General features: G+C 74.1%; 20 protein-coding genes and 1 tRNA gene. 14 read left to right on the top strand and 7 right to left on the bottom strand.

The features are described 5' to 3' along the window. Positions 1-18: 18 nt before the first annotated feature. Positions 19-2,865, bottom strand: coding sequence for a phosphoenolpyruvate carboxylase (ppc, locus tag AB1207_RS00865; RefSeq protein WP_367635884.1), 2,847 nt, complete (start codon positions 2,863-2,865; stop codon positions 19-21). Positions 2,866-3,015: 150 nt separating this feature from the next. Beyond that, complete coding sequence (locus AB1207_RS00870; protein WP_366172103.1) at positions 3,016-3,294, bottom strand: HU family DNA-binding protein; 279 nt, start codon at positions 3,292-3,294, stop codon at positions 3,016-3,018. A 150-nt stretch (positions 3,295-3,444) separates the two neighbouring features. On the opposite strand from AB1207_RS00870, the gene AB1207_RS00875 reads away from it, so the two are divergent. Next, positions 3,445-4,515 carry a GTP-binding protein gene (locus AB1207_RS00875; RefSeq protein ID WP_367635885.1) on the top strand — a complete coding sequence of 357 codons (1,071 nt, stop codon included), beginning with the start codon at positions 3,445-3,447 and terminating at the stop codon, positions 4,513-4,515. A gap of 134 nt (positions 4,516-4,649) precedes the next feature. Here the strand turns inward: AB1207_RS00875 and AB1207_RS00880 are convergent, their stop codons facing one another. Then, positions 4,650-5,051 (bottom strand): Fur family transcriptional regulator, encoded by a 402-nt coding sequence (locus AB1207_RS00880; protein WP_367635886.1) that lies wholly within the window; start codon positions 5,049-5,051, stop codon positions 4,650-4,652. Positions 5,052-5,242: 191 nt separating this feature from the next. On the opposite strand from AB1207_RS00880, the gene AB1207_RS00885 reads away from it, so the two are divergent. The 6 genes from AB1207_RS00885 to AB1207_RS00910 all read left to right on the top strand — a co-directional run bounded on the left by AB1207_RS00885 (position 5,243) and on the right by AB1207_RS00910 (position 11,358). Then, a complete protein-coding gene (locus AB1207_RS00885; RefSeq protein ID WP_367635887.1) occupies positions 5,243-6,625 on the top strand; it encodes a glycine--tRNA ligase in 1,383 nt (460 codons plus the stop codon). Positions 6,626-6,633: 8 nt separating this feature from the next. Continuing rightward, entirely contained in the window at positions 6,634-7,809 is a 1,176-nt protein-coding gene (locus AB1207_RS00890) for a benzoate/H(+) symporter BenE family transporter (protein ID WP_367635888.1), read from the top strand. A 69-nt stretch (positions 7,810-7,878) separates the two neighbouring features. Then, a complete protein-coding gene (locus tag AB1207_RS00895) occupies positions 7,879-8,829 on the top strand; it encodes an ABC transporter ATP-binding protein (RefSeq protein WP_367635889.1) in 951 nt (316 codons plus the stop codon). Beyond that, positions 8,826-9,593: an ABC transporter permease gene (locus AB1207_RS00900; protein ID WP_367635890.1), complete on the top strand. Its 768-nt coding sequence runs from the start codon at positions 8,826-8,828 to the stop codon at positions 9,591-9,593. Before AB1207_RS00895 ends, AB1207_RS00900 begins: the two co-directional genes overlap by 4 nt. Positions 9,594-9,640: 47 nt before the next feature. Further along, the gene (locus AB1207_RS00905; protein WP_367635891.1) at positions 9,641-10,756 is read left to right on the top strand and encodes a sensor histidine kinase; all 1,116 of its coding nucleotides are present in this window, start codon (positions 9,641-9,643) and stop codon (positions 10,754-10,756) included. Further along, a complete protein-coding gene (locus tag AB1207_RS00910; protein ID WP_367635892.1) occupies positions 10,753-11,358 on the top strand; it encodes a response regulator transcription factor in 606 nt (201 codons plus the stop codon). Before AB1207_RS00905 ends, AB1207_RS00910 begins: the two co-directional genes overlap by 4 nt. A 111-nt stretch (positions 11,359-11,469) precedes the next feature. Here AB1207_RS00910 and AB1207_RS00915 read toward each other — a convergent pair whose 3' ends face one another. Then, positions 11,470-12,435 (bottom strand): hypothetical protein, encoded by a 966-nt coding sequence (locus tag AB1207_RS00915; protein WP_367635893.1) that lies wholly within the window; start codon positions 12,433-12,435, stop codon positions 11,470-11,472. 225 nt (positions 12,436-12,660) lie between these two features. Here AB1207_RS00915 and dusB point away from each other — a divergent pair, with 225 nt between their 5' ends. Together dusB and AB1207_RS00925 are read left to right on the top strand one after the other, a co-directional pair. After that, positions 12,661-13,827 (top strand): tRNA dihydrouridine synthase DusB, encoded by a 1,167-nt coding sequence (dusB, locus tag AB1207_RS00920; protein WP_367635894.1) that lies wholly within the window; start codon positions 12,661-12,663, stop codon positions 13,825-13,827. After that, complete coding sequence (locus AB1207_RS00925) at positions 13,824-15,098, top strand: deoxyguanosinetriphosphate triphosphohydrolase (RefSeq protein WP_367635895.1); 1,275 nt, start codon at positions 13,824-13,826, stop codon at positions 15,096-15,098. The genes dusB and AB1207_RS00925 overlap by 4 nt, the downstream gene beginning before the upstream one ends. On the opposite strand, the gene AB1207_RS00930 is transcribed toward AB1207_RS00925, so the two are convergent. The 3 genes from AB1207_RS00930 to AB1207_RS00940 form a co-directional block, all read right to left on the bottom strand. Beyond that, positions 15,084-15,584, bottom strand: a complete 501-nt coding sequence (locus AB1207_RS00930) for a hypothetical protein (RefSeq protein ID WP_367635896.1) — start codon at positions 15,582-15,584, stop codon at positions 15,084-15,086. The two genes, AB1207_RS00925 and AB1207_RS00930, sit on opposite strands and share 15 nt — an antisense overlap. An 85-nt stretch (positions 15,585-15,669) precedes the next feature. Then, positions 15,670-16,257, bottom strand: coding sequence for a CoA-binding protein (locus tag AB1207_RS00935; protein WP_437178837.1), 588 nt, complete (start codon positions 16,255-16,257; stop codon positions 15,670-15,672). Beyond that, positions 16,254-17,567 carry an O-acetylhomoserine aminocarboxypropyltransferase/cysteine synthase family protein gene (locus AB1207_RS00940; RefSeq protein WP_367635897.1) on the bottom strand — a complete coding sequence of 438 codons (1,314 nt, stop codon included), beginning with the start codon at positions 17,565-17,567 and terminating at the stop codon, positions 16,254-16,256. Before AB1207_RS00940 ends, AB1207_RS00935 begins: the two co-directional genes overlap by 4 nt. Positions 17,568-17,628: 61 nt before the next feature. Between AB1207_RS00940 and dnaG the strand changes: the two genes are divergently transcribed. The 5 genes from dnaG to AB1207_RS00965 all read left to right on the top strand — a co-directional run bounded on the left by dnaG (position 17,629) and on the right by AB1207_RS00965 (position 21,745). Further along, complete coding sequence (dnaG, locus tag AB1207_RS00945) at positions 17,629-19,515, top strand: DNA primase (protein ID WP_367635898.1); 1,887 nt, start codon at positions 17,629-17,631, stop codon at positions 19,513-19,515. Between the two features lie 101 nt (positions 19,516-19,616). Continuing rightward, a tRNA-Asn gene (locus AB1207_RS00950) sits at positions 19,617-19,689 on the top strand. Positions 19,690-19,813: 124 nt separating this feature from the next. After that, positions 19,814-20,491 carry a HemK2/MTQ2 family protein methyltransferase gene (locus AB1207_RS00955; protein WP_367635899.1) on the top strand — a complete coding sequence of 226 codons (678 nt, stop codon included), beginning with the start codon at positions 19,814-19,816 and terminating at the stop codon, positions 20,489-20,491. After that, the gene (locus AB1207_RS00960; protein WP_367635900.1) at positions 20,481-20,699 is read left to right on the top strand and encodes a CDGSH iron-sulfur domain-containing protein; all 219 of its coding nucleotides are present in this window, start codon (positions 20,481-20,483) and stop codon (positions 20,697-20,699) included. The genes AB1207_RS00955 and AB1207_RS00960 overlap by 11 nt, the downstream gene beginning before the upstream one ends. Next, on the top strand, positions 20,696-21,745 hold the full coding sequence (locus AB1207_RS00965) for an iron-containing redox enzyme family protein (protein WP_367635901.1): 1,050 nt from the start codon (positions 20,696-20,698) through the stop codon (positions 21,743-21,745). Before AB1207_RS00960 ends, AB1207_RS00965 begins: the two co-directional genes overlap by 4 nt. Positions 21,746-21,780 lie beyond the last annotated feature (35 nt).

The raw sequence follows: 21,780 nt of genomic DNA on the forward strand, positions 1-21,780 counted from the left end.
AGAGTGCCTCGGTCGGTGTCAGCCGGTGTTGCGCATCCCCGCGGCGATCCCGTTGATCGTCAGCAGGAGGGCGCGGCGCAGGGCGGGGTCGACCTCGTCGCCGCTCGCGCGGGAACGGGCGAGCAGCGTCACCTGCAGGGCGTGCAGCGGGGCGAGGTAGGCGTCGCGCAGTTCCAGGGTGCGACGCAGGACCGGGGCGGACTCGAGGAGCTCGTCCTGGCCCGTCAGCCACAGGACCTGCTCCAGCGTCGTGGCGTGCTCGGCGCGGATCGTCTCGAAGGCCCCGCGCGCGTCGGCGCCGACGAGTTCCTCGACGTAGTGCGCGGCGATGCCGAGGTCGGTCTTGGCCAGCGTCATCTGGACGTTGGAGACGAAGCTGCGGAAGAACGCCCAGTCGGCGTACATCGCGCGCAGGTCGTCCTCGTGGCCGGCCTCGCGAGCCGCGCGCAGGCCGGACCCGACCCCGAACCACCCCGGCACGTTGATGCGGCTCTGCGTCCACCCGAACACCCACGGGATCGCCCGCAGGTCCTCCAGGCCACCGGTGCCGCCGGGGCGGCGCGAGGGACGGGACCCGATGTTGAGGTTCCCGAGCTCCTCGACCGGCGTCGCGGACAGGAAGAACGGCACGAGACCGGGGTCGCGGACGAGCGCGCGGTAGGCCTGCTGGCCCGCGGCGGCCACGGCGGACATCGTCTCGTCCCACCCGTCGAGGACCTCGCGCGGCTGCAACGGCGTGCGGTGCAACGTGGACGCCTCGAGCGCGGCCGACAGGGCGACCTCGAGGTTGTGGCGGGCCAGGCGCGGCTGGACGTACTTGTCCGAGATGACCTCGCCCTGCTCGGTGACCTTGATGGGGCCGTCGAGCGTGCCGTAGGGCTGGGCCAGGATCGCCTCGCCGGTCGGACCGCCCCCGCGGCCGACGGACCCGCCGCGGCCGTGGAACAGCCGCAGGGTCACGCCGTGGCGCAGGGCCACGTCGCGCAGCGCGCGCTGGGCGCGGTGGATCTGCCAGCGGGAGGCGGCGATCCCGGCGTCCTTGGAGGAGTCGGAGTAGCCGAGCATGATCTCCTGCACGTCCCCGCGGGCGGCGACGACGCGGCGGTAGGAGGGGTCGGACAGCAGCCCCTCGAGGAGTTCCTCGGCGTTCTCGAGCTCGGTGACCGTCTCGAACAGCGGCGCGAACCCGATGCGCGCCACGTCGTTCGCACCCGGCGTCTCCGCGAGGTCGACGAGCCCGACCTCCCGGGCCAGGACGACGACGGCGAAGATGTCGTCGATCCCCTTGGTCATGGAGACGATGTACGTCTCGATGACGTCGTCGCCGTAGCGGTCCAGCGAGGTGCGGATCGTGGAGAACAGCTGCAGCACGCGGGCCGGGGTGTCGGTGAGGGTGCGGGCGGCGGAACCGATGAGGGGGCGGTGCCCCGTGAGCTCCTTCGACAGCAGCTTCGTTCGCGCCGTGCGGTCCAGGTCGGCGTACGGCGTGATGAGCTCGCCGAGACGGTCGTAGATCGCGGCGAGGGCGGTGTGGTGCTTGCCGGCGTCCTCGCGGACGTCGAGGGTGGCCAGGCCGAACCCGACGGCGCGGGCCACCCGCAGGAGGCGGGCGACGGCCCCGTCGGCGACGAGGTCACCGTCGTTGGCGCGCAACGAGTCCTGCAGCATCTGGATCTCGGCGGTGTACTCCTCGATGCCGGCGTAGTCACGGCCCGGGACGTGCTCGGCGCCGCTGTGCAGGCGGGCGCGGGTGCCCTCCAGCCGGGCCAGGACGTACGACAGCTTGAACCGGTACGGCTCCTCGCCGTTCAGGTGCTCGCGGGCGGCCCGCACCCGGGGCAGGGCCTGGGCGTCCGCCTCGAGGGAGGCCAGCAGCTCGTCGGAGAACCCGACGATCTGGGTCGAGGCCGCGAGTTCGGTCATGAGGTCGCGCGTGGCGGCGGCCAGGACGTCGAGCGCGGCGTCGTGCTGCATGCCGAGGACCTCGGCCGTCACCTCGGGGGTGACGTTCGGGTTGCCGTCGCGGTCACCGCCGACCCAGTTGCCGAAGCGCAGCGGCTGGGCCCGCTCGGGCAGTTCCAGGCCGAGTTCGGCGAGCCCGACGGCCAGGTCCTCGAGCAGGTCCGGCAGCACGGTGGAGGTGAGGTTGCGCAGGTAGTGCAGCGCCGAGCGGGCCTCGTCGGCCGGGCGCGGGCGCAGGACCCGCAGCTCGTCCGTCTGCCACAGCTCGTCGACGAGCTCGGCGAGGCGGCGCTGGCCCCGGCGGGCCTCCAGCGGGCGCTGCGAGCCGTCCTCGGACGCCTCGACGATCGTCGTGATGCGCAGCAGCAGGTCCAGCACGGACCGGCGGCTGGACTCGGTGGGGTGGGCCGTGAACACCGGGCGCAGCTGCAGCCGGCCGAGGATCTCCTGGGCCGTGCCCTGGTCCAGGTCCCCCGACCGCAGGGCCTCGCCCAGCCGCTCGAGGGTGCCGTCCAGGCCGCCGGCCGAGGCGCGGGAGAGCTCCAGGCCGCGGTGCAGCTGCTCGGAGGCGTTGGCGAGCTGGAAGTAGGCGGTGAAGGCGCGGGCGAGGTTGATCGCGGTGGCGTCGTCGACGCCGGACAGCAGCGCGGCGAGGTCGGCGACGTCGTCGGGACGGCGGGCCAGCTTCCGGACCTGCTCGACGAGGTCGAGCAGTTCGCGGCCCTCGTGCCGGGTGAGGGACTCCCCGAGGAGTTCACCGAGCTTGCGGACCGACGCCCGCAGCGCGGCGTGCCCCTCGTCGGAGGAGACCCCGTCGACCGTGAGCACGTCGCGTGACGTGCGGGTGGTCCCGGGCGGGGTCTGCAGGTCGGGCTGCAGTCCTTCGTCCGTCGGTGCGCTCATGCGACGCCTCGCCTCCCTGCCGAGTGCTCGGAGGTCGACGCTGACTCCTGTGCACGTGCTGACTGCTTCTCGCGGGGCAGTCTGGCCTGTCGCCCCCCGGAAGCGAAACCGAGGGGGTGCTCCGGCAGGGAGCCGAGGCGGCGCGGGGGCTCAGCTGCCGTTCGCGGCGGCCTTGAGCTTGGAGCCGGCGGTCAGCTTGGCGCCGTAGGAGGCGGCGATCTCCATGGTCTCGCCCGTGCGCGGGTTGCGGCCGGTGCGGGCGGCGCGCTCGACGCGCTCGACGGTGAGCAGGCCCGGCAGCTTGACGGGCTCGCCCTTGCCGACGGCCTCGACGAGGACGTCGCCGAGCGCGTTGATGACGGAGTCGGTGTCGGACTGCGTCAGGCCGGCGCGCTGGGCGACGGCGGTGACGAGCTCGGAGCGGTTCACGGGTACTCCCGGTGGGTGTCGACAACGGTGGTTGCAGGGCGACGTTACCGGGGGTCACCGCCCGTGCTCAGCACGTGGGAGGGCGTGGGGCGCGTCGGGGTGTCTGCTACCGTCGCTCTTCTTGAGAACGGATCTCATCAAGGAGTGCCCGTGGGACTGCCCGTGACCCTGCTGACCTCGATGGACCCGGTGCTGCGCGACAGCGCGACCGCTGCCGCCCTGTGGGGCGGGCCCGGGACCGTGCTGCTGCGCTACGACCTCGCCCCGGACCGGCTGCACCGCCTGGCCGCCGAGTTCGACCGCGTGCTGGAGGACGTGGAGGTGCCGCTCGAGCACGCCTGCCTCGGCTGCGCCCTGCGCGAGGACGTCCTGCCGACCGTCGCCGCGATCGCCCGCGCCGGGCGGGCCGAGCGCCTCGTGCTCGCCCTGCCCGTGACGGCCGAACCGCTCGCGGTGCTGCAGGCCCTCACCCTCGGCACGGACGGTGCGGACGACCTCGCCGACCTCGTCACGGTGGCCGGCGTGGTCTCCGTCGTCCACGGTCCCGGCCTGCTCGACGACCTGCTCGGCGACGAGCTCGTCACCGACGGCGACGGGCAGGAGACCGACCGCGCGGTGGGGGAGGTGCTGGCCCACCAGCTCGACGAGGCGGACCTCGTGCTCGTCGACGATGAGCTGCCCGCCCGGTCCTCGGTGCTGCTCGACCACGTCACCGCGCCCGGCTGCGTCGTCGCCGATCTGCTCGCCGCCGACGCCCCCGACCTGCTGGCGCCCCGCCGCCTCGCCACAGCCGCTCCCGCGGAACCGTTGCGCCGCAGCGATCTGCGGGCTGCCCGACCCAGCGGCGCCGACGACCGTCTGGGCGTGTTCACCCTCGACCTGCGCACCCCCGCCGCCTTCCACCCCGGTCGGCTCCTGGAGGAGATCGAGGCCGTCGGCGCGGGCCGCCTGCGCGCCCGCGGGTTCTTCTGGGTGCCGTCGCGCCCCGACGTCGTCTGCGCGTGGGACGGTGCCGGCGGGCAGTTGAGCATCGGCACCATCGGGACCTGGGACGCGCGCCGCGGGGAGCGCCCCCGCACGCGCCTGGTCGTCACCGGTGTCGACGAGGGCGACGCCGAACGCGTCAGCGCGGCCTTCGAGCGCATCCTCGCCACCCCCGCCGAGAGCGCTGCGTGGACGGCGCCGGAGGACGGCCTGGAGCCCTGGCTCGGGGACCGCTGACACCCCGGCGCACGACCCCGGGCCCGCGTGGAAAACACACTTTCCGCCCTCAGAACACGCTTTCCGAGGGCGGAAAGTGTGTTTTCCGCCCCCAGGCGGGGCGCGTCGCAGCGGGAGGGTGAGGTCGAGCGGGCTCAGTCGCGGGCGCTGCAGGCGGCGCAGACGCCGAAGACCTCGACGACGTGCTGGACGGCCGTGAAGCCGTGCTCGGCGCCGATGCGGCGGGCCCAGGCCTCGACCTGCGGGCCCTCCACCTCGACGGTCGCGCCGCAGCGGCGGCAGACGAGGTGGTGGTGGTGGCCGGTGCTGCACCGGCGGTACACGGCCTCGCCGCCGTCGTCGGTGCGCAGGACGTCGACGTCCCCGTCCTCGGCGAGCACCTGCAGCGCGCGGTAGACGGTGGCCAGGCCGACGTTCTCCCCGCGCTCGCGCAGCCGGGCGTGCAGGTCCTGGGCCGACATGAACGCGTCCGCCTCGTCGAGGACCGCCGACACGGCCGACCGCTGCTTCGTGGACCGACGGGCGGGCGCCGACACCGTTCCTCGCACTCCTCAGGTCGGGCCCGGTGCGGCCCGGGCGGGTCGGCTCAGCCTACGTCGGCTGGGCCGTCCGGGCCGAACGCCCGCGACCCGTCGGCACCGGTGCTCGCTCAGCGCGTAACCTCACAGAGGTCCGCGCCGCCAGTGCGCGGACGCCGCCGACACCCAGCCGGACAGGAGACCCCAGCGTGGCCGCATCCCGCCTCGACGCCGTCATCAACCTCGCCAAGCGGCGGGGCTTCGTGTTCCCGTCGGGGGAGATCTACGGCGGTACCCGCTCGGCCTGGGACTACGGACCCCTCGGCGTGGAGCTGAAGGAGAACATCAAGCGCCAGTGGTGGCGCCGGATGGTCACGACCCGCGAGGACGTCGTGGGCCTGGACTCCTCGGTCATCCTGCCGCGCCGCGTGTGGGAGGCCTCCGGTCACGTCGCCGTCTTCACCGACCCCCTCGTGGAGTCCCTGCAGACCCACAAGCGCTACCGCGCCGACCACCTCCTCGAGGCGTACGAGGCCAAGCACGGCCACCCGCCGGAGAACGGCCTGGCCGACGTGCCCGACCCCGACACCGGGGTGCGGGGGCAGTGGACCGAACCGCGCGACTTCTCCGGCCTCATGAAGACCTACCTCGGCGCCGTCGACAACGAGGAGGGCCTGCACTACCTGCGGCCCGAGACGGCCCAGGGCATCTTCGTGAACTTCGCCAACGTCATGGGCTCGGCGCGCAAGAAGCCGCCGTTCGGCATCGGCCAGATCGGCAAGAGCTTCCGCAACGAGATCACGCCGGGGAACTTCATCTTCCGCACGCGCGAGTTCGAGCAGATGGAGATGGAGTTCTTCGTCGAACCCGGCACGGACGAGGAGTGGCACCAGTACTGGCTCGACGAGCGCATGTCCTGGTACACGGGCCTGGGCATCGACGCCGGCAACCTGCGCTTCTACGAGCACGCGCAGGAGAAGCTGTCGCACTACTCCAAGCGCACCGTGGACATCGAGTACCGGTTCGGGTTCCAGGGTTCGGAGTGGGGGGAGCTGGAGGGCATCGCCAACCGCACCGACTACGACCTCACGACGCACGGCAAGGAGTCCGGCGTCGACCTGTCGTACTTCGACCAGACCAAGGGCGAGCGCTGGGTGCCCTACGTCATCGAGCCCGCAGCGGGTCTGACCCGGTCGCTCATGGCGTTCCTCGTCGACGCGTACACCGAGGACGAGGCCCCGAACACCAAGGGCGGCGTGGACAAGCGCACGGTCCTGCGCCTGGACCACCGCCTCGCCCCCGTCAAGGCGGCCGTCTTCCCGCTCTCGCGCAACGAACAGCTCTCGCCCAAGGCCAAGGACCTCGCCGCGGAGCTGCGCACGTACTGGAACGTCGAGTTCGACGACGCCGGCGCCATCGGCCGCCGGTACCGCCGCCACGACGAGGTCGGTACGCCGTACTGCATCACCGTGGACTTCGACACCCTCGAGGACCAGGCCGTGACGATCCGCGAACGCGACACCATGGCCCAGGAGCGCGTCGGGCTCGGCCAGGTGGCCGACTGGCTGGGGGCCCGTCTCCTCGGCGCCTGACGACCCCGGTGGGTGAGACCACGCCCGGCCCGCTCAGCCAGCCGCTGACGGCCGGGGCGGTCGCCTCCGTCACCGGCTTCGCGTCCTCGTTCGTGCTCGTCCTCGCCGGCCTCGCGGCCGTCGGGGCGAGCCCGGCGCAGGCCGCGTCCGGGCTGCTGGCGCTGTGCCTGGCGCAATTCGTCCTCGCCGCGCTCCTGTCGTGGCGCACGAGACTGCCGCTGTCCTTCGTCTGGTCGACCCCGGGCGCCGCGCTCCTCGTGGCCGCCCAGGGGCGCACCGGTTCGCTCGCGGCGGCCGTCGGCGCGTTCCTGCTGTGCGCGCTGCTGGTCGTCGTCACCGGCGCCTGGCCCGCCCTGGCCCGGTGGGTGCGCCGCGTGCCGACCCCCGTGGCGGGCGCGCTGCTGGCCGGGGTGCTGTTCCCGCTGTGCCTGGCGCCGGTGACGGCGGTGCGCCGCACGCCCGTCGTCGCCCTGCTCGTCGTCCTCGTGTGGCTCGCGCTGCGGCGCTGGCGACCGGTGCTCGCCGTGCCCGCGGCGATGGTCGTCGCGCTCGCCGCGACCGTCGCGGACCTGCCGAGCAGCGCTGCGCTGCACTGGGTCCCGACGCTGACCCCCGTCCTGCCGCAGTTCGAGCCCTACGTCCTCGTCTCCCTCGGCGTGCCGCTGTACGTGGTGACGATGGCCGGCCAGAACATCCCCGGGTTCACGATCCTCGAGCAGCTCGGGTACCGGGACGTGCCGACCGGGCGCGTCCTCGTCGGCGCGGGTCTGGGCACCGGAGCGGCCGCCCTCTTCGGCGGGCACAGCGTCAACCTCTCGGCGCTCGCGGCCGGCATCATCGCCGGGCCCGGAGCCGACCGGGACCCCGGCCGCCGCTGGGTCGCCGCCGTCGCCGGGGGGAGCGGCTACCTCGTGCTCGGGCTGCTCGCCGCCCCCATCGCGGGGCTCGTGGGCGGCACCGACCCCGTGCTCGTCGAGGCCGTCGCGGGTCTGGCGCTGCTGGACTCCTTCGTCGGCGGCCTCGTCTCGGCCCTCGCGGACACCGCGCACCGCGTGACGGCCGGCGCGACCTTCGCCGTCGTGGCCTCGGGGCTGACGTTCGCCGGGATCGGCAGCGCGTTCTGGGGGCTGCTGGCCGGGCTGGTCGTGTTCGCCGCGCTCCACCGGCCCCGCGCGCGGGCATGACATCCGTCACCCCCGGGGGGTGACGCGGGGTCGAGGTCCCCCTCCCGCGTCCCCGCCACGGTGGTGGGCATGGAGATCAGCACCCCGGCAGCGCCGGCCCGGTCCACCGCTCCCGCGGTGACCACGCCCGCGATCGCCATCGAGTCCCTGCACAAGCGCTTCGGCCAGGTGGAGGCCGTCGACGGGCTGGACCTCGTCGTCCGGCCCGGCGAGGTCGTCGCGTTCCTCGGCCCCAACGGGGCGGGCAAGACGTCGACCATCGACGTGGTGCTGGGCCTGTCCCAGCCGACCTCGGGGACGGTGAGCGTCTACGGCACGAGCCCGCGCGACGCCGTCGCGCACGGCTGGGTGTCCGCCGTCATGCAGAGCGGCGGGCTCCTCAAGGACCTCACCGTCCGCGAGACCGTGCAGATGACGGCCTCGCTCTTCGCCCGGACCCAGCCCGTCGACGTGGTCCTCGAGCGGGCCGGCATCACCGCCATCGCCGGCCGGCGCGTCGGGAAGTGCTCCGGCGGTGAGCAGCAGCGGCTGCGCTTCGCCATGGCCCTGCTGCCCGACCCGCGCCTCCTCGTGCTCGACGAACCCACCACCGGGATGGACGTCGAGGGCCGCCGGGCGTTCTGGGGCGCCATCCGCGACGACGCCCGCCGGGGGCGGACCGTCGTGTTCGCCACCCACTACCTCGAGGAGGCGGACACCTACGCCGACCGCATCGTCCTCGTGGCGCACGGGAAGGTGGTCGCCGACGGGACGCCGTCGCAGATCAAGGCCCTGTCCGCGGGCCGACTCGTCCGGGCCACGTGGCCCGGCGCCCGCCTGGCCGACCTCGAGGGCCTGCCGGGCGTCGACGAGCTCGAGCTCAACGGCGACCAGGTCCTCGTGCACGCCAACGACTCCGACGCCGTCGCACGGTTCCTGCTGACCAGCACCCCGGCCACGGACCTCGAGATCACCGCGCGCGGGCTCGAGGACGCGTTCGTCTCCCTCACCAGCGCCACCACCCCGGAGGTCTCCCGATGAGCACGCTGTCCCTCGCCCCCAGCACCGCCCCCGAGGTCCCGCGGGGCCTGGTCAACCCGCTCTACGTCCAGCTCGACATCCGCCGCGTGCTGCGCAACCGGCGGACGCTGGTCTTCACGCTCGTCATGCCCGTCGTCTTCTACTTCTCCTTCGGCGCCTCGCAGGCCGGGGCCGACGCCAAGGCCTACGTGATGCTCAGCTTCGCCGTGTACGGGGCGATGGTCGCCGCCACGAGCGTCGGGGCGTCGGTCGCCGTCGAACGCGCGAGCGGGTGGAGCCGGCAGCTGCGGCTGACCCCCATGCGCCCGGCGACCTACGTCGCCAGCAAGGTCATCGCAGCAGCGAGCATCGCCGTCATCCCCGTCGCGGTGGAACTGCTCATCGGTGCCGTGACGGGCGCACGGATGCGCGCCTCGGCCTGGGTCGTCGGCGGGCTCGTGGCCTGGATCGGCTCGCTCGTCTTCGCCGCGCTCGGCCTGGCCATCGGCTACCTCGTGCCGTCGGAGAACGCCATGCAGGTCATGGGCCCGGTATTGGCGCTGCTCGCCCTGCTCGGCGGCCTGTTCGTGCCGCTGAACATCTTCAGCCACACCCTGCAGACGGTCGCCTCCTTCACCCCCGCCTACGGGGTCGGTGTGCTGGCCCACTGGCAGCTCGCCCACGACGGGTCGTTCGTCGGGGCGGTCGTCAACCTCGTCGTGTGGACGGCGGTCTTCGCGACGGGCGCAGCGCTGCTGTTCCGCCGGGACACCGGGCGCGTGTGAACCTGCGGACGAGGACCACGGGCGCGGCGGCGTGGGAGGGTGCTCCCGTGCCGTCGCGCGACCCGTTGCCGCCCATGGCGGTCCCGCGGATGCGGGGTTCGGGGTACCTCTTCGCCGGGGTCTGGCTGCTCATCCTCGTCCAGACCGTCGAGGACGCGTGGGGCAACCCCGACCGCCGTCTCGGGACGCTCTCGATCGTCGCCACCGTCGGCTTCGGCGTCCTGTACTTCCTCCTGCTGTCCCGCGGCTGGGGCCGGATGCGGGTCGCCGGCCGCCTCGAGGTCGCCCACCGCGAGGCCGTGCTCGGCCTGGTCGCGCTGAGCCTCCTGACGGTGCTCATGGTCCCCGGGGCGGGCACCAGCGGGTTCAACAGCGTCTTCTTCGTCTGCGCCTACGCCGCCTTCGCCCTGCCCTTCCGGCAGGCGGTGGCCGTGGCCGTCGCCCTCATCCTCGCGGTGGCGCTGCTCGGGCGGCTCGTGCCGGGCTGGGACGGGCTCGAGGGCACGGCCATCGGGGCCTTCTTCGCCACGGCGGCGACGCTCGGGACCACCCGGCTCGTCGCCCGCGGGCACCAGCTCGCGGTGGCCCAGCAGGACCTGGCCCGGCTCGCCGTCGCCGAGGAGCGCAGCAGGTTCTCCCGGGACCTGCACGACCTGCTCGGGCACTCCCTCACGGTCATCACGCTCAAGGCCGAGCTCGCGGGTCGTCTCCTGGACGCCGATCCCGACCGCGCCCGCGCCGAGGTGGCCGACGTGGAGCGGTTGGCGCGCACCGCGCTGAGCGACGTCCGCGCTGCGCTCGAGGGGTTCCGCGACGTCTCCCTGGGCACCGAGCTGGCGGGCGCCCGGCAGGCCCTGGCCGCCGCCGGGATCACCGCCCACCTGCCGCGCTCCGTCGACGAGGTGGACCCCGAGCTGCAGGAGCTGTTCGGCTGGGTCGTCCGCGAGGGCGTGACGAACGTGGTGCGGCACTCCGGCGCCCGCACCTGCTGGGTGCACGTCGAGCCCGGCGAGGTCGTCGTCGCCGACGACGGGACCGGACCCCGGCCGGGGGAGCGGGGCTCGGGGCTCGCCGGGTTGTCGGCCCGCGCGCAGGCCGTCGGCGGGGCCGTCACGGTGGGGCGTTCCAAGCACGGCGGCTTCGAACTGGCAGTGCGCGTGTGATCCGGCTGCTGCTCGCCGACGACCAGGCGCTCGTGCGCGGAGCCCTCGCCGCCCTGCTCTCGCTCGAGGGCGACCTGGAGGTCGTGGGGGAGGTCTCCCGCGGCGACGAGGTCGCCGAGGCGTGCCGGACCCTGCGCCCTGACGTCGTGCTCATGGACATCGAGATGCCCGGGCTGGACGGGATCGCGGCCACCGCCGCCGTCCGCCGCGCCGTCCCCGGCACCCGCGTGCTCGTCGTCACCACCTTCGGGCGCCCGGGGTACCTGCGCCGGGCCATGGAGGCGGGCGCCGCGGGCTTCGTCGTCAAGGACACCCCGGCTCGCGAGCTCGCCGACGTCGTCCGCCGGGTCGCCGCCGGGCTGCGGGTCGTCGACCCGGCGCTCGCGGCCGAGTCCCTCGCCGCGGGCCTCACGCCCCTCACCGACCGGGAGACGGAGGTCCTGCGCGCGGCCCGCGACGGCGGCACGGTCGCCGACCTCGCCGCGACCCTGCACCTGTCCGAGGGCACGGTGCGCAACCACCTGTCCGCGGCCATCGGCAAGACGGGGGCGCGCACGCGCGCCGAAGCCGTGCGGCTGGCGGACACGAACGGCTGGCTCTGAGGTCAGCGCCGGGGACGGGTGCGCTGGGTCGGGCGGGGGTTTGGGCGCGGGGTCACCCGGTGCGCGGTGATCGGGTGAGGGGTCACCCCGTGCGCGCTGGTGGGGTACCGATCACAGCGCGCCGGTCGGCAAGCCCTGGGCTGCGACGCGTCGAGACGCCCGCTCGAGCGTCGCTCGGACGAGTTCGAGGAAGGCCTCGGGGTCGCGCAGGATGTCCTGCGGCGTCACCGACAGCACCAGCAGACCCGCTGCGGCGTAGCGACGCTGCTTCTCCTGGGTCCTCCGGATGTCCGCCGGAGTGGAGTGCCACCGCAGCCCGTCGATCTCCAGCACGACCCCGAGATCCGGCCACCACGCGTCGCCCGTGCCGATCCACCGCCCGTCGACGAGCACCTCCTCGTTCCACAGCGGCTGCGGGAGGTCGGAGCGCCCGATGAGGACGAAGGCCCGTCCCTCGGCGGCGCTGCGGGAACCGCCGTCGACCTCCCGCAGCACCTGGCGCGCCGCCGCCGTCCGTTGCCGCGGCCCGGTCAGCACCTCCCGGCGCAGTTCCTCCGGTGTGCCGCGGTTCTGCTGCAGGACGGCGCCGAAGATCTCCCGCACCTGGTCGAGGTCCACTCCGGCCTGCCGAGCGGCGTCGGCCGCCGCGCGCACGGGAGAGGCGACCGGCAACCCGCCCCGTCGGCGGGCCGTCGGCATCCGCCTGGTGCGCTCGACCACCACGAAGTCCGCTGAGGTCCGCTGTTCCGAGTGCGGGACGAGCAGCAGCACCGTGGGGTCGAGGGCGAGGCGAGTCCCCAGGAGGTCGTGGAGCGCCAGCGCGTGCGTACCGGTGATCACCGCGGACGGACCCGCGAAGGTGATCGCCGCGAGCCGGCGCTCCCTGGTGCTCGGGGCGGCTCGGTGGTGGAGCACGACGCCGGGCAGGATGCGCTGCCACGGGCCGTGCTGGGCCCACCGGACGATCGTCGAACGCGACAGACCCAGGTGCAGGAGGTCGGCGTGCGTCGCCACCCCACCCCGGGCTCGGAGGTAGGCGTCGACGGCTGCGGAGTCGAACTGGCGAGGGCGAGGCACGCTGGCAGCCTGGTGGGCGGAGGCGCCGCGGCGGCCCGGGGCGCCCGCTGGCTGTGGACGGCGAGGCCCACGGGGAGCCTGTGGAGCCCGGTCCGACCTCGAGCGGCGTCATCCCCGGGGGTCGCGGTTCGGGCGCGGGGTCACCCCGTGCGCGGTGATGGGGTGCGGGGTCACCCCGTGCCCGCCTCGGCCCGGTCCGGCCGCGTCACGGGTCACAATGGGTGCGTGAGTGCACCCACGTCGACCGCCGTCCGGCCGCTGAGGATCGGGTCCCTCGTCTCGGCGACCCCGGTCGTCCTGGCGCCGATGGCCGGCATCACCAACACCGCCTACCGCCAGCTGTGCCGTGAGCAGGGCGAGGGCTTCTACGTCAGCGAGATGATCACGTCGCGCGCGCTCGTCGAGCGCACGCCGGAGACGATGCGGCTCATCTCCTTCACCCCGGCCGAGCGGCCCCGCAGCCTGCAGCTGTACGGCGTGGACCCGCTCACCGTCTCCAAGGCCGTCGAGATGATCGTCGCCGAGGACCTGGCCGACCACGTCGACCTGAACTTCGGCTGCCCCGTGCCGAAGGTGACCCGCAAGGGCGGTGGGTCGGCGCTGCCGTGGAAGGCGGACCTGTTCCGCGACATCGTCCGCGGCGCCGTCACCACGGCGTCCAGGGGCGGCATCCCGGTGACGGTGAAGATGCGCAAGGGCATCGACGACGACCACCTGACGTACCTGCAGGCCGGTCGCACGGCCGAGCAGGAGGGCGTCGCGGCGGTCGCGCTGCACGGGCGGACCGCCTCGCAGCACTACTCCGGGCACGCCGACTGGGAGGCCATCGCGCGTCTGCGCGACACCGTCACCTCCATCCCGGTCCTCGGCAACGGCGACATCTGGAGCGCGGAGGACGCACTGGACATGGTGCAGCGCACCGGGGTCGACGGGGTCGTCGTCGGCCGCGGCTGCCTCGGCCGGCCGTGGTTGTTCGCCGACCTCGAGGCCGGGTTCGCCGGCCGTCCCGAGCGGGTGCGGCCCGGGCTGCGCCAGGTGACGCAGGTCCTGCGCCGGCACGCCGAGCTGCTCTGCGAGTTCTACGAGGACGAGCTGCGGGGCTGCCGCGACATCCGCAAGCACATCTCCTGGTACTTCAAGGGGTACGCCGTCGGCGGGGACATGCGGGCCCGGCTCGGTCTCGTCGACACCCTCGAGGCGCTCGACGAGCTCATCGCCGACCTCGACCTCGACCAGCCGTACCCCGGCGCCGCGGCCGAGGGGTCGCGGGGGCGGGCCGGGTCACCGCAGGCGCGGGTCGCGCTGCCGGAGGGCTGGCTGGACTCCCAGGAGCTCACCGGCGCGGCCGCGGAGATGATCCGCCAGGCCGAGCTGTCGGTGTCCGGCGGATGAGCGGCTACGGCCCGGCGGACGTCGAGCGGTGGGCGACCGAACCCCCGAAGACCCACGGCCGCAGCGCGTTCATGCGCGACCGCGCCCGCGTCCTGCACTCCTCGGCGCTGCGCCGCCTCGCGGCCAAGACGCAGGTCGTCGGCCCCGGGACGGACGACTTCGTGCGCAACCGGCTGACGCACTCCCTCGAGGTCGCGCAGGTCGGGCGTGAACTGGGCGCCGCCCTGGGCTGCGACCCCGACGTCGTCGACACCGCGTGCCTGGCCCACGACCTCGGTCACCCGCCCTTCGGGCACAACGGGGAACGCGCCCTGGCCGAGGCCGCCGCCGGCATCGGGGGTTTCGAGGGCAACGCCCAGACGCTGCGCATCCTCACCCGCCTGGAACCCAAGTCGGTCGCCGCGGACGGCTCCCCGGTGGGGCTGAACCTCACCCGGGCCAGCCTCGACGCCGCGACGAAGTACCCGTGGCTGCACGGCAAGGCACCCCGGGCGACGTCGAAGTTCGGCGCCTACGCCGACGACGCCGAGGTGTTCGCCTGGCTGCGCGGCGGTGAGCCGGGGGCGCCGGAGAACCGGCCGTGCGTGGAGGCGCAGGTCATGGACTTCGCCGACGACGTGGCCTACTCCGTCCACGACGTCGAGGACGCCGTCGTGGCGGGGCACGTCCGCCTCGACTGGCTCGAGCAGGCCGAGATCCGTGCTCGCGTGGCCGCGCAGGTCCGGGACTGGTACGTCCCGGACGCCTCCGACGACGCGGTCGACGCTGCGCTGCAACGGCTCTCCTCCTCCGGTTTCTGGGCCGCCGAGCGGCCCGGCGAGGTGTTCGGCGGACGGCGGCACCTCGCGGCGCTCAAGGACATGACCTCCCAGCTCATCGGCCGGTTCGCGAACGCGACCGAGCGGGCGACGCGGGAACGGCACGGCGACGGCCGGCTCACCCGGTACGCGGCCGACGTCGTGGTGCCCCAGGAGACGGCCCTCGAGGTCGCCGTCCTGAAGGGCGTGGCAGCGACGTTCGTCATGAGCGCGCAGGAACGGCAGCCGTTCTACGCCCGGCAGCGTGAACTGCTGCACGAACTGCTCGACGCCCTCGTCGCCGGCGGGCCGGACGTGCTCGAACCCCCGTTCCGCGAGGACCACGCCCTCGCCGCCGACGACGCCGCGAGGCTGCGCGTCGTCGTGGACCAGGTCGCCTCGCTGACCGACGTGTCCGCGTTGGCCTGGCACGAGAAGCTCGCCGTCTCGTCCGCGCGCTCACTCGAACGGTAGGGGCGGGGACGGCGGACGCAGGTCGCCCGCGGTCAGGGAGCCCACCAGCGGGACGCGCCGGGGTGCGACGAGGAGGCACGTCACGCGGTCGTCCTGCCGGGCGACCTCCGCGGAGGGGTACAGCGAGGCGTAGGTGAACAGCGCCGGCCGCAGGTCGGCGGCGAGGACGGTCACGGTGCGGGCGCACACGGCGTCCGCCGCCCAGCGCCGCAGGTCCTCGGTGGGCACGCTCCCGGGGTCGGTGATCGCCACGACCTCGGCGTCGTGCCCGTCGGCGCACGGGGCTGCCCGGTCCTCGCGCAGGCAGGTGCCCACGGGCCAGGGCGGCGGTGAGTCCAGCTCCCGCGCCACCGGTGGGTTCACGGTCGTCTCGTGGTCGTCGCCGTCGGTCGCGACGGCGTGGGCGACGAGCCCGAGCCCGGCGGCGCACTGCACGGCGATGACGCCGCCGGCGCCGAGCGCCACCCAGGGGAGTCGTCTGATCATGCCCGGGACGCTAGGCGGCCTCGCCGGACGTCGGGCGGGCCCGCGAACCGGCTGTGGACGACGCGGGCCTGTGGAGCCCGCGTCGTCAGCGGGACCGGCGTCGCGCGGAGATCACCCCGGTGTCGAACCCGGCGAGGTGCAGCCCGCCGTGGAACCGGGCGTGCTCGATCTTCAGGCAGCGGTTCATGACGACGGTGACTCCGTGCTCGGCGCCGCGCCGGGCGACGGCCTCGTCGGCCAGCCCGAGCTGCATCCACATCACGGGCGAACCGACGGCGATCACGTCGTCGAGGACGGCGTCGAGTTCGCTCGGCCGGCGGAACACGTCGACGAGGTCCGGAACCCCGGGCAGTTCCGCGAGCGAGGGGTAGGCCGGGCGGCCCAGGACCTCGGTCTCGTTCGGGTTGACGAACCAGAGTTCGAAGTCGGAGTCGGCCAGCAGGTACGTCTCGACGAAGTAGGACGCGCGGGACGGCTTGTTGGACGCCCCGAGGATCGCGACGGTCTTGGTGCGGCGCAGGATGCGCAGCCGTTCCCCGGCCGAGGGGGCCTTCCACGTCGTGGCGGGAGCGTCCTTCGACCCGGTCGCCGCGGGCTGTTCCCGCAGGTTCTCCGGGCACGCCACCGTGCCGGTGTCGGAGGCGCTCGTCGTCGTGGTCTGCGGGTCGGTCACGAGTTCCCCTTCACGGCCGCGGCGAGGGCCTGGTCGAGGTCCCACAGGACGTCCTCGACGTCCTCGAGGCCGACGCTGATGCGGATGAGGTCTGCGGGAACCCCCGCGGCCTGGAGCTGGTCGGCGGACAGCTGCTGGTGCGTCGTGGACGCGGGGTGCAGCACGAGCGTGCGCGCGTCGCCGATGTTCGCCAGGTGCGAGCACAACTGGACCGAGTCGATGAAGCGTTCTCCTGCAGCGCGTCCGCCGGCGACGCCGAAGGAGAACACGGCGCCGGGCCCCTCGGGCAGGTACTGCTGGGCGAGGGCGTGGTGGGAGTGCGACGGCAGGCCGGAGTACCGCACCCAGGACACCCGCTCGTCGGCCTCGAGCCACGCCGCGACGCGCTGGGCGTTGGCGACGTGCTCGCGCATCCGCTGCGGCAGCGTCTCCACGCCCATGAGCAGCAGGAACGCCGAGTGCGGGGAGAGGGTCGCGCCGATGTCGCGCAGCTGCTCGCTGCGCAGCTTGGTGAGGAACCCGTACTCCGCGAAGTTCCCCCACCACGACAGGCCGCCGTAGGAGGCGACCGGTTCGGTCATGGCCGGAAACTTCCCGTTGTCCCAGGGGAAGGTGCCCGCGTCCACGACGACGCCCCCCAGGGTCGTCCCGTGCCCGCCGAGGAACTTGGTGGCGGAGTGGATGACGATGTCCGCGCCGTGCTCGATCGGCCGGCACAGGTAGGGCGTCGCGGTGGTGGCGTCGACGATGAGCGGGATCCCGGCCTCGTGCGCCACGTCGGCCAGACCGCGGACGTCCGCCACGACGGTGGAGGGGTTCGCGACGAGCTCGGTGAAGACGAAGCGGGTCTTCTCGGTGATGGCGGCGCGGACCGACTCCGGGGTCGGGTCGACGAAGACGGTGTCGACACCGAAGCGGCGCATGGTCACGTCGAGCTGGGTGACGGTGCCGCCGTACAGGTTGTTGGACGCCACGACGTGGTCGCCGGCACCCGCGAGGGCCGCGAACGTCAGGAACTCCGCGGACTGCCCGCTGGCGCAGGCCAGGGCCCCGAGCCCGCCCTCGAGGGAGGCGATGCGCTCCTCGAACGCGGCGACGGTCGGGTTGGAGATGCGCGAGTAGATGTTGCCGTACTTCTGCAGCGCGAAGAGGTTCGCGGCGTCGGCGGCGTCCTCGAAGACGAAGCTCGTCGTCTGGAAGATCGGGACGGCCCGGGCCCCGGTGGTGGGCTCGGGGACGGCGCCCGCGTGCACGGCGCGGGTGCGGAAGCCCCAGGTGCGGTCGTCGCCGCTGCTCTGCTCGCTGCTCACGGGGCGATCCTGCCACCCGCCGCCCGCGGGACGCGTCGGCACCGGCGCCTACACTCCACCCGTGGCCGGGCGCATCCATCCAGACGACCTCCAGGCCGTCAAGGAGCGCGTCCGCCTCGACGAGGTCGTGGGCGAGCAGGTGACGCTGCGCTCCGGTGGCGTCGGCTCCTTCAAGGGCCTGTGCCCCTTCCACGACGAGCGCACGCCGAGCTTCACCGTCCGGCCCGCGACGGGTCGCTGGCGGTGCTTCGGGTGCGGGGAGTCCGGCGACGCCATCGAGTTCGTCATGAAGATCGACGGCCTCGGTTTCGCCGACGCCGTCGAGCGCCTGGCCCAGCGCGCCGGCATCCAGCTGCGCTACGTCGACGACGGCGGTCGCACCGCCCAGCGCCCGGCGGGCAACGCCGGTCAGCGCCAGCGGCTGCTGCAGATGCACGAGGTGGCGGAGGAGTTCTACGCCCGCCAGCTCGAGGCGCCCGGCCCGGCCGAGACGGCCCGGCAGTTCCTGGCCGCCCGGGGTTTCAGCCGTGAGGACGCGGCGCGCTTCGGCGTGGGGTTCGCCCCGAACACGGGCGACGCGCTGCTGCGGCAGTTGCGCGCCAAGGGGTTCGGCGAGGAGGACCTCGTGACCTCGGGGTTGGCGGGGCAGAGCCAGCGCGGGCTGTACGACCGGTTCCGCGGGCGGTTGGTCTGGCCGATCCGTGACGTCAGCGGGCACACGGTCGCCTTCGGGGCGCGACGCCTCTTCGACGACGACCGCATCGAGGCGAAGTACCTCAACTCACCCGAGACCCCCGTCTACAAGAAGTCGCAGGCCCTCTACGGCCTCGACCTGGCCAAGCGGGAGATCTCCCGCACCAAGCGCGTCGTCGTCGTCGAGGGCTACACCGACGTCATGGCCTGCCACCTCGCCGGGGTGGGCACGGCCGTCGCGACGTGCGGGACCGCGTTCGGCGAGGAGCACGCCCGGATCGCGCAGCGGATGCTCGGTGGCGCCGACGTCGCGGCCGAGGTCGTCTTCACCTTCGACGGGGACGCCGCCGGTCAGAAGGCCGCGATGAAGGCCTACGAGCTCGACCAGCGGTTCAGCGCGCAGACCTACGTCGCGGTCGCCCCGGGCGGGCAGGACCCGTGCGAGCTGCGGCTGTCGGCGGGGGACGAGGCGGTGCGTCAGCTCGTCGACGGCCGCGTGCCGCTGTTCGAGTTCGCCATCCGCTCCACGATCGAGCGGTACGACCTGGACTCCGAGAGCGGCCGGCTCGCCGCGCTCGACGCCGCCGCCCCGATCATCGGGGCGATCCGCGACCGCGGGTTGCAGCAGCGGTACGCGATCAACCTCGACCGGTGGACCGGGTTCCTCGACGAGCGCTTCGTCCTGGACCGCGTGCGACGGCACTCCGGCGGACCGGGCCCGGGCGCCCCCCGACCGCAGGCCGCACCGCCACCGCCACCGCCGCGTCCCTCCGTCGACCTCAACGACCCCGTCGCCCAGCTGGAGCGCCGCGTGCTCTCGTGCGCGCTGCAGGCGCCCTGGTCGGTGGCCGAGGTGTTCGACGCCCTCGAGGCGGACGCCTTCGGGGCGCCGGGGCACCGCGCCGTGCACGACGCCGTCGTCGCCGCCGGGGGACCGGCCGAGGCACCGCAGGGTCCGGCCTGGCTGACGCGGGTGCTCGACTACGCCGACGGCCCCGTGGCCTCGCTCGTGGACGAGCTCGCGGCCGTCGACCTGCCCGTCTCCAGCGAGGAGGAGCTCGAGCGGTGGGGGCGCTCGCTCGTGGCGGCCCTCGCCGGCCAGGCCGCGACGCGGGCCGTCGCCGACGCCCGGCGTGCGCTCATGCGCCTGGACCCCTCGAGCCAGGCCGAGGAGTACCAGGCCGCCTCCGCCGAGCTGTTCCGCCTCGAGCAGGCCCGCCGGACCTGGCAGGAACGGGCCCAGGGCGGGGCGTGATCGGACGGTCGCGGGCGTCCACGGGTGTGCGCGAGGACGCCTGAGGGGCTGGTACGGTTGGACAGTCGTCACGGCGGGTTCACCGCTATGACGTGGAGTGGTCCCGCATAGCTCAATTGGCAGAGCAGCCGGCTGTTAACCGGCAGGTTGTTGGTTCGAGTCCAACTGCGGGAGCTTTCCTTCGAAGGGCGCGCCGGCTCGGGTGCGCCCTTCGGCGTTCCGGGGGTGGCTCGTCGTTGCGGGACGGGCCACCGATTTTCACCGAGCGGTGCTGCCGGGCCCGACCCACGATGAGAGCGTGCTCCTGCGACTGCCCGGCACGTACCCCGCTCAGGGCGACACCCGGCTCCTCACCCGCACCCTGGTGGACCTCGACCTCGCCGACGGGCGCGACGTGCTGGACGTGTGCACCGGTGGTGGCGCCCTCGCGCTCGCCGCGGCGCGGGCCGGCGCCCGCAGCGTCACCGCCGTCGACCTGTCCTTCCGGTCGGTGCTGACGGCCCGCGCCAACGCGGTGCTGGCGGGGGTACCGGTCGACGTGCGGCGCGGCGACCTCTTCGCGCCGGTCCGAGGACGCCGTTTCGACCTCGTCCTCGCCAACCCGCCGTACGTGCCCGCGGCGACCGACCGCCTGCCCCGGCACGGTCCCGGCCGGTCGTGGGACGCGGGCCTCGACGGCCGGGCGGTGCTGGACCGGATCTGCGACGACGTGCACCGGGTGCTGGCGCCCGGGGGGCAGCTGCTGCTGACGCAGTCCGTCCTCGCCGACGCCGACCGGACCGTGGAGCGGATGGGCGCAGCGGGTCTGCAGGCCCGCGTCGTGGCCCGCGCGCCGGAACCGTTCGGCCCCGTCATGCGCCGGCGCGCCGAGCTCCTGCGGTCCCGGGGCCTGCTGCTGCCGGACCAGGACCACGAGGAACTCGTCGTCGTCCGCGCGGAACTGCCCGACGCGGCGGAGGTGCGTCGTGTCGCCTGACGACCCGGCCCAGCGCGTCGTCGTCACCGGCGACGGTCCGTTGCTGGTGGAGGGTCCCGTCGAGGTCGACCTGCCCGACGGGACGACGGTGAGGTCCGAGCGGCCGGTCGTCGCGCTGTGCGTCTGCCGGCGCAGTTCCATCCAGCCCTGGTGCGACACAAGCCACCGCCGTCGCGCCCGCAGGAAACCCCCGGAGGAGACCCCGTGAGCACCTCGACCACCGACACGACCCAGGAGTCCGTCCGCACCCGTCCCGCCCTGCCGGGGTCCCGTGGTCCCCTGAGCACGGCCGTGCTGGCGAGGTTGCACGGCGATGCCCTGCCGGCCGTGGACGTCGCGGCCGCCGACCCCTGGGGCGAGGACCTGCAGCTCGCGCTGTACCTCTGCTACGAGTTGCACTACCGGGGTTTCGCCGACGTGGACGACGACCTCGAGTGGGACCCGGCGCTGCTCGCGCTGCGGGGCGAGCTGGAGCGGTCCTTCTGCGCCGCAGTCCGTTCCGTCGTGGCCGGCGGTGACGACCTCGACGGTGAGATCGCCGGTCTCCTCGTCGCGAGCGACGGCGAGGGCGGGACCTCGCACTTCCTGCGCGAGCAGGGGGAGGTCGAGCAGTTCCGCGAGTACATCGCCCTGCGCTCGGTCTACCACCTGAAGGAGGCCGACCCGCAGGCGTGGGCGATCCCGCGGTTGGAGGGCGCCGCGAAGGCCGCACTCGTCACGGTCGAGCACGACGAGTACGGCGCCGGACGCGGCGACCGCATGCACGCCGGGTTGTTCGCGGCCATGATGCGCGAACTCGGGCTGAGCGACGCCTACGGCGAGTTCCTCGACGTCGCGCCCGCCGAGGTCCTGGCCGAGGTGAACCTCATGTCCCTGTTCGGCCTGCACCGCAGCCTGCGGGGCGCCCTGGTCGGGCAGTTCGCCGTGGTGGAACTCACCTCGTCACCGGGGTCGCAACGCCTCGTCGACGCCGCGCAGCGGCTGGGGTGCGGGCCCGCGACGGAACACTTCTACGCCGAGCACGTCGAGGCCGACGCCGTGCACGAACAACTCGTCCGGCACGGTGTCATCGCCCCGCTCGTCGCGTCCGACCCCGCGATGGCCGCGGACGTCGTGTTCGGGATCCAGGCCGCCGTCGCCCTCGACGAGCGGCTGGGGCGGCACGTCCTCGGGGCGTGGACGCAGGGCCGCTCGGCGCTGGCCGGCGGGTCGGGGCTCGGTCCGCGAGGTGCGCGACCTGCCGGGAACCGCTGAGCGCCCGGACCCGTGGCCCCAGCGGGCCAGCACCC

Origin of the sequence: Kineococcus endophyticus (assembly GCF_040796495.1) — a bacterium.
GTDB lineage: Bacteria > Actinomycetota > Actinomycetes > Actinomycetales > Kineococcaceae > Kineococcus > Kineococcus endophyticus.

Coding starts and splice junctions, on each gene's coding strand:
- AB1207_RS00900 (WP_367635890.1), top strand. CDS start 8,826: ATGAGCACGCTGTCCCTCGCCCCCAGCACCGCCCCCGAGGTCCCGCGG.
- AB1207_RS00925 (WP_367635895.1), top strand. CDS start 13,824: ATGAGCGGCTACGGCCCGGCGGACGTCGAGCGGTGGGCGACCGAACCC.
- ppc (WP_367635884.1), bottom strand. CDS start 2,865: ATGAGCGCACCGACGGACGAAGGACTGCAGCCCGACCTGCAGACCCCG.
- AB1207_RS00930 (WP_367635896.1), bottom strand. CDS start 15,584: ATGATCAGACGACTCCCCTGGGTGGCGCTCGGCGCCGGCGGCGTCATC.
- AB1207_RS00895 (WP_367635889.1), top strand. CDS start 7,879: ATGGAGATCAGCACCCCGGCAGCGCCGGCCCGGTCCACCGCTCCCGCG.